7 protein-coding genes and 1 pseudogene are annotated in these 6285 nt (G+C 64.7%); 6 read left to right on the forward strand and 2 right to left on the reverse strand.

Annotated features, from left to right (window positions below):
* Positions 1-20: 20 nt before the first annotated feature.
* Positions 21-905 carry a class I SAM-dependent methyltransferase gene (locus B3605_RS17095; protein WP_112943772.1) on the reverse strand — a complete coding sequence of 295 codons (885 nt, stop codon included), beginning with the start codon at positions 903-905 and terminating at the stop codon, positions 21-23.
* Between the two features lie 76 nt (positions 906-981).
* Here B3605_RS17095 and B3605_RS17100 point away from each other — a divergent pair, with 76 nt between their 5' ends.
* From B3605_RS17100 to B3605_RS17120, 5 genes are read left to right on the forward strand one after another with little or no spacing between them, the layout of a single operon-like run.
* Entirely contained in the window at positions 982-1755 is a 774-nt protein-coding gene (locus B3605_RS17100) for a ComF family protein (protein ID WP_112943815.1), read from the forward strand.
* Positions 1756-1786: 31 nt separating this feature from the next.
* The gene (grxC, locus tag B3605_RS17105; RefSeq protein ID WP_047508583.1) at positions 1787-2044 is read left to right on the forward strand and encodes a glutaredoxin 3; all 258 of its coding nucleotides are present in this window, start codon (positions 1787-1789) and stop codon (positions 2042-2044) included.
* A gap of 9 nt (positions 2045-2053) precedes the next feature.
* Entirely contained in the window at positions 2054-2911 is an 858-nt protein-coding gene (locus B3605_RS17110; RefSeq protein WP_112943773.1) for a carbon-nitrogen hydrolase family protein, read from the forward strand.
* Entirely contained in the window at positions 2908-3336 is a 429-nt protein-coding gene (locus B3605_RS17115; RefSeq protein WP_047508577.1) for a DUF1178 family protein, read from the forward strand. The genes B3605_RS17110 and B3605_RS17115 overlap by 4 nt, the downstream gene beginning before the upstream one ends.
* 1 nt (position 3337) lies before the next feature.
* Complete coding sequence (locus B3605_RS17120) at positions 3338-3919, forward strand: DUF3291 domain-containing protein (protein WP_183795261.1); 582 nt, start codon at positions 3338-3340, stop codon at positions 3917-3919.
* Between the two features lie 20 nt (positions 3920-3939).
* On the opposite strand, the gene ubiG is transcribed toward B3605_RS17120, so the two are convergent.
* Positions 3940-4686, reverse strand: a complete 747-nt coding sequence (gene ubiG, locus B3605_RS17125) for a bifunctional 2-polyprenyl-6-hydroxyphenol methylase/3-demethylubiquinol 3-O-methyltransferase UbiG (RefSeq protein WP_112943775.1) — start codon at positions 4684-4686, stop codon at positions 3940-3942.
* A gap of 211 nt (positions 4687-4897) precedes the next feature.
* On the opposite strand from ubiG, the pseudogene B3605_RS17130 reads away from it, so the two are divergent.
* Positions 4898-5869: pseudogene (locus tag B3605_RS17130) on the forward strand (FecR family protein); the annotation flags it as partial.
* Positions 5870-6285 lie beyond the last annotated feature (416 nt).

Below are 6285 nucleotides of genomic sequence, written 5' to 3' on the forward strand. Positions count from 1 at the left end.
CGCTAGGCTCGAAAAAAGCCCTACTGCTTGAGCTTGTGCTCCTCGACCTTCAATGCGTCGGCGAGCCTGACCTTCGCCGATCCCGGCCGCAGCGGTTTCTGCTGGCTCTCATGCGGCGCCCATCCCGAGACATAGATGATCGAGAAGGTGGCCCGGATGCGGCCATCCGGATCGGAATAGCGTTCCGCGTATAGCTCGGCGGCGCGCATGAAGAAGGCGCGCGTCAAAGGCTTGCTGCTGCGCTCGGCAAGCGGATTGGTCATGCCCATGGCGCGCAAGTCGCGCATCAGCGGAAAGATGGAATCGTAGCGGACCGTATAGGTCTCGGCATCGATGACCGGCAGCGCGAAACCGGCGCGCTGCATCAGCCCGCCGACATCGCGGACGTCTGCGAAGGGAATGACGCGGGGGCTGGCGCCGCCGGTCATCTCGATCTCGGTGGCGAGCAGGACCTCGCGCAGTTCCTGCAGCGTGCCGGAGCCGGGAATGGCGGCGAGGAACAGGCCGTCGGGGCGCAGCGCACGGCGGATCTGGATGAAGACGCCGGGTGTGTCGTTGGTCAGGTGCAGGCTCAAGGGCGCGATCACCAGATTGGCCGATTGCGGCTCCAGCGGCACCATCTCCAGCGGCGCCTCGATGAAGGCATCGTCGGACGTGGCGTAGGCCTGTTCGCTTTCGACGCGGGTGAGGCTGCCGATCTTGCCGGTGGCCTTGGCGGCGCGGGCCGCGGCGCCGGTCGCGCCATGCAGTTCCACGGCGTGCTCGAAGGTGCGCTCGACGACGGCGAGGCGTTCGCCCAGTTCGTCGGCGGCGATATCGAGCAGGAAGCTTGCCTTCGGATCGTTGTTGCGAAGCGCGCGGTGCCGGTTCGCCGCGATCCTTGTCGTGTCGAAGATGATGTCCATGCCGACGTCAATAATCCTGCCGGGCCGGGGCGGCAAGGCGATTTTCCTGTTGCGCGAAATGCGCTATCGTTTCGCCATGGAGTTGCGCTGGTGGCAAGGTTTGGCGGGGATCGACTGGGCGCTGAGGCGTCCGCTCTCGGCTATGGTCGACCTGATCTATCCGCCCGCCTGCGCCGTCTGCAGCGTGTCGACCGGGCAGCATCGCGGCGTCTGCCCAAAGTGCTGGTCGGCGCTGCGCTTTATCGAGCGGCCCTATTGCGAGGTTCTCGGCATTCCGTTTTCGCATGATCTCGGGCCGGGGATTTTGAGTGCCGCCGCTATCGCCGACCCGCCGCCGTTCGATCGCCTGCGTACGGCGGCCTTTCACGACGAGGCGGTGCGCAATCTCGTGCACAGGCTGAAATATCGCGACCGCACCGATCTGGCGCCGATGATGGCGGCGTGGATGCTCAGGGCATCCGATGGCGCCGTTGAGCGCTGCGATGCGATCCTGCCGGTGCCGCTGCATCGCACCCGCATCCTGTCGCGCCGCTTCAACCAGGCGGCGGAGCTGGCGCGCCACATGGCGAAACAGGCAGAGCGCCCGCTGCTGTCCGCGACGCTTCTGCGTGTCCGCCGCACGCGCCAGCAGGTCGGCCTCGGTGCTAAAGCGCGGCAGGAGAATGTGCGTGGCGCCTTTGCGATCGCTAAGGGACGCGAGGGTGATGTGTTCGGAAAGCGGCTGGTGCTGGTCGACGATGTCTATACGACCGGCGCGACGGTGGCGGCGGCAGCCAGGGTGCTGCGCCGCGCGGGTGCGGCCGATATCACGGTTTTGACCTTTGCAAGGGCCCTTTCCGAAACTATATGACAGGGAGATTACTGCCTTGTCTGGAGTTACGATGGTACCGGTTACGATCTATACGCGCGATGGCTGCGGTTTTTGCGTTCGCGCCAAGTCTCTTCTTTCCGAGAAGGGTGTCGATTTCGTCGAGCACAATGCGACCTCTACACCGGCCTTCCGCGCCGAGATGATCGCGCGCGCCAATGGCGGCTCGACTTTCCCGCAGATTTTCATAGGCGACAAGCATGTCGGCGGATGCGATGATCTCTATGCGCTGGAGCGTGCGGGCAAGCTCGACCCGCTGCTGGCCGCTTAGGACAAGCCGATGACCTTCAAGGCCGCCGCCATTCAGATGTGTTCGGGTATCGATCCGCAGCGCAACGCGGCCGCCATGGCGCGGCTGGTGCGCGAGGCCGCCGCCTCGGGCGCCACCTATGTGCAGACGCCCGAGATGACCGGAATGCTGCAGCGCGACCGCGCCGCCGGTAAGCTGCATCTGCGCGACGAGGCCAACGACATCATCGTTCGCACCGCGCGAGAGCTCGCCGGCGAACTGCAGATTTACGTGCATGTCGGATCGACGGCGATCGCGCTCGACGACGGCAAGCTTGCCAATCGCGGCTATCTCTTCGGTCCCGACGGCCAGATTCTGAACCGCTACGACAAGATCCACATGTTCGACGTCGATCTCGACAATGGCGAGAGCTGGCGCGAAAGCGCTGCCTATCGGCCGGGGCAGGAAGCGCGCGTGGTGTCGCTGCCCTTTGCCGAAATGGGCTTTGCGATCTGCTACGATGTTCGCTTCCCGGCGCTGTTTCGCGCCCAGGCGGTCGCCGGAGCGCAGGTTATGACGGTGCCCGCCGCCTTCACCCGCCAGACCGGCGAGGCGCATTGGGAAATCCTGCTGCGGGCGCGTGCCATCGAGAACGGCATGTTCGTGATCGCCGCCGCCCAGGCCGGCGTGCATGAGGATGGGCGCGAGACCTTCGGGCATTCGATGATCATCGATCCCTGGGGCAAGATACTGGCGTCGGCTGGCGGCACCGGCGAGGCGATCGTGATCGCCGAGATCGATCCTGCCGCCGTGAAGGCCGCGCGCGACAAGATCCCGAATTTGAAGAATGCCCGCGAGTTCTCGATCGAGACGGTTGGCGGCGATGTGTCCGGAGGCGTGGCCGCTTGATCCGTTATTCGCTGCGTTGTGACAATGCCCATGAGTTCGAAGGCTGGTTTTCCGAAAGCGCCGATTTCGACCGCCAGGTCGCATCAGGTTTTCTCACCTGTCCCACCTGCAATTCTGCCGCCGTCTCCAAGGTGCTGATGGCGCCGTCGGTTTCGACCGCGCGCAAGAAGGACCAGATGCAGACGGTCGCCATGGATGCCGTGCGCCGCGAGGCGTTCCAGAAGCTGAAAGAGGCGGTGACCGCGATCAAGGCCAACTCCGAGGATGTCGGCGAACGCTTCCCGGAGGAGGCGCGCAAGATCCATTACGGCGAAGCCGATGCGCGCGGTATCATCGGCCAGACGACGCCTGACGAGGCGCAGGCGCTTATCGACGAAGGCATCGAGATCGCGGCATTGCCCGTGCTTCCCGACGACGTGCACTGAGATGACCTCAGAAGCGCGCCTTGCGATGTATAACTTCGGTTTGCATGTGGCGCCTTTCGAGAGCGACGCCGTCGAGGGTTTTCGGCTGCGTGAACCGGCCAATTTCGAGGCCGCGCGGCGCGCCTGCGGTTTTGTCGGCCGCTCCGGCTATGCCGGCGAACCCGGTGTGCGAAGCTGGGGGCCGCAGGTGTTTCCGCGTTTCATCGAGGGCAGCGGCTTTGAGACCGCGCCATCTTCCCTGTCGCTCTGGGTCGATATCGAATCGCTGATGGCGTTCAGCTACAACGGCGTGCATGCCGATGCGCTGAAGCACGCGCGCAACTGGAACGTCAAGCCGTCATGGCCACCGCTCGTTCTGTGGTGGGTGGGGCCGCATCATCGGCCTGATTGGGCCGAGGCCGTCGAACGCTTCGAACATCTGGCGGATCACGGGCCGAGCGCGCGGGCCTTCACGTTCAAGATACCCTTTGGCCCTGATGGCGCGGCGGTCGAGATCGATCGCGGCCGCGTCAAGGAGCTGGCGGCGCGCAACGCCGAGACGCAAGCCGATCTGCTTGCGCATGTCAGGACATTGAAGGTCTAGACGAATGGCCGGCGGGCTATTTACGCCCCGCGCTTGGCGAGCAGCATGTAGTTCACGTCCATATCGCGCGACAGGTTCCACTGGTTGGACAGCGGATTGAAGAAGACGCCGGTGCGGTCGATGATGGTGAGGCCATCCGCCGTGACCGGCTTTTCGATCTCCTCCGGGCGCACCAGCTTTTCATACTGGTGGGTGCCGCGCGGCAGCCAGCGCAGGACGTTTTCGGCGGCGAAGATGGCGAGCGCCGCGGCCTTCATCGTGCGGTTGATTGTTGCCACGAACATCAGGCCGCCGGGGCGGACCATTTTCGCGCAGGTGGTCATGAAGAAATCGACGTCGGCGACGTGTTCCACCACTTCCATATTGAGGACGATATCGAATGTCTCACCGGCCTCGGCCAGCTGTTCGGCGGTGACCGCGCGGTAATCGACCGGCACGCCCGAGGCCTTGGCATGGGTCGAGGCGATGCCGATGTTCTTCTCGGACGGGTCGGCGCCGATGACGGTCGCGCCCATGCGGGCGACCGGCTCCGATAACAGGCCGCCGCCGCAGCCGATATCGAGCACCCGCAGCCCTTCCAGCGGGCGGGCCGAGCGCGGATCGCGGCCGAAGTTCTCGGCGGCCTTGTCCCTGATATAGGCGAGGCGCACCGGGTTGAACTTGTGCAGCGGCTTGAACTTGCCGGTCGGGCTCCACCACTCGGCGGCCATGGCCGAGAAGCGGTCCACTTCGCTCTGGTCGATGGTGCTCTTCGCCGCTTCCGTCATGGTCATGCTCCTTGATTGCTCAGGAGTGAAGTCGGACGAACGGTGCGGGAAGTCAAGAGCCTGAGGCGGTGTCGCGTGGTCGCGGTAGTGCCCGGCTTTGGCGCTTGGCTACTACAAGTGGATAAGGCGACATACATCAACACATTGTGATATACTTAATATATTGTTGAGGGTAAGGGCGATGTTGCGTGTGCGTAATGCATTGGCCGCCATGCTCGGCCTGTCCATGTGTTTTCCGTTGTGTTTCCCGTTTCCGGCGTACGCGGAGGTTGCGGTCGGCGAGGCGACTCTCATCAAGACAGAGGTGGCTGGGGAAAACGGGCCTCTGGTGGTCAAGGACCCTGTTCATCGCGACGAACGCATCCGCACCTCGATCGGCGGGCTTGGTCAATTCGTCTTCCGGGATGGCACCAAGCTTGCCGTCGGCGCCGGGTCGTCGGTGGTGATCGACAGCTACGTCTATGACGATGCCAACTCGGTCAAGAAGCTGACGATCAAGGCGGCGAAGGGCACGTTTCGCTGGATCAGCGGCAATTCATCCTCATCAGCCTATTCGATCGTGACGCCGGCAGGAACGATCGGCGTGCGCGGCACGGCGTTCGACGTCTATGTCGCGCCAAACGGCACGACAGCCATGGTGCTTCTCAACGGCTCGGCGCAGTTCTGCGGTGCCGGCGGCTGCAAGCAGCTGCGCGAGCAGTGCGACTGTGTTATCGCCTCGCGCGGCGGCGGCGTTTCGGATCCGCGCAAGGTCGATGAGACGACATTGCGGACGCTGCGAAACAACAAGGCGCTGCCGTTCCTTTCGGGAAACCAGCAGCTGTCAGGGCCGCTCGGCAATATTCGCACCAGCTGCGGCCTGCGCAGCATGCGCGCCGAGCGCCAGGACCGGCCGCAGGAGAGCACGCCGGTGCCGACGCTGTTTCCGCCCCAGGAGCAGGCGCCGCCGAAAGCACCGGACCGGCCCCAGAAGCCGGATAAGCCGCAAAAGCCGGGCAAACCCGAGAAGCCGCATCATCATCATCCCGACAGGCATCACCATGACAGGGATGACCATCATCCGGGCCGTCACCACCATGATCGCGATAGGGATTACGATCATTGGGGCGGACGCGGCGGAGATCGCGACGGGCATCATGGCCACAATGACGGTGGCGGCTGGGGTCAGCGCAGCGGGCATCACGACGGTCAAAATGGGCATGGCCGGCGCGACGGATGGGGCAACCGGCACGAGGGGTCGCGCGATCGTGGTGGCGACAATCACGGTGCGCGGGATCGGGGCAATCGGGATCATGCAGCGCGCGATGGAAGCCGCGATCATGCCGATCGAGATCGTGGAAATAGGGACAATGGTGGCCGGGATCATGGAAGCAGGGGTCATGGCGGCCGGTCCGATGGCGACCGCAGCACGCATGGCGGGCATCGTGACGGGCCACAGGGCGGTGCTTCGCCGGCAAATGATGGTCAGTCGCAGGCCGGCGCGGCAGGGTCCCCTGCCGGCGATGGTGGCCAGGGCGGCGCCGGGACCGGGGCTGGCAACGCCGTCGGCTCGGGCGGACATCGTGGCGGGTGGCATGGCCGCAACGGCGATCAGAATGG

Source organism: Rhizobium sp. UBA1881 (assembly GCF_002338015.1).
In the GTDB taxonomy this organism is placed as follows: Bacteria; Pseudomonadota; Alphaproteobacteria; order Rhizobiales; family Rhizobiaceae; genus Rhizobium.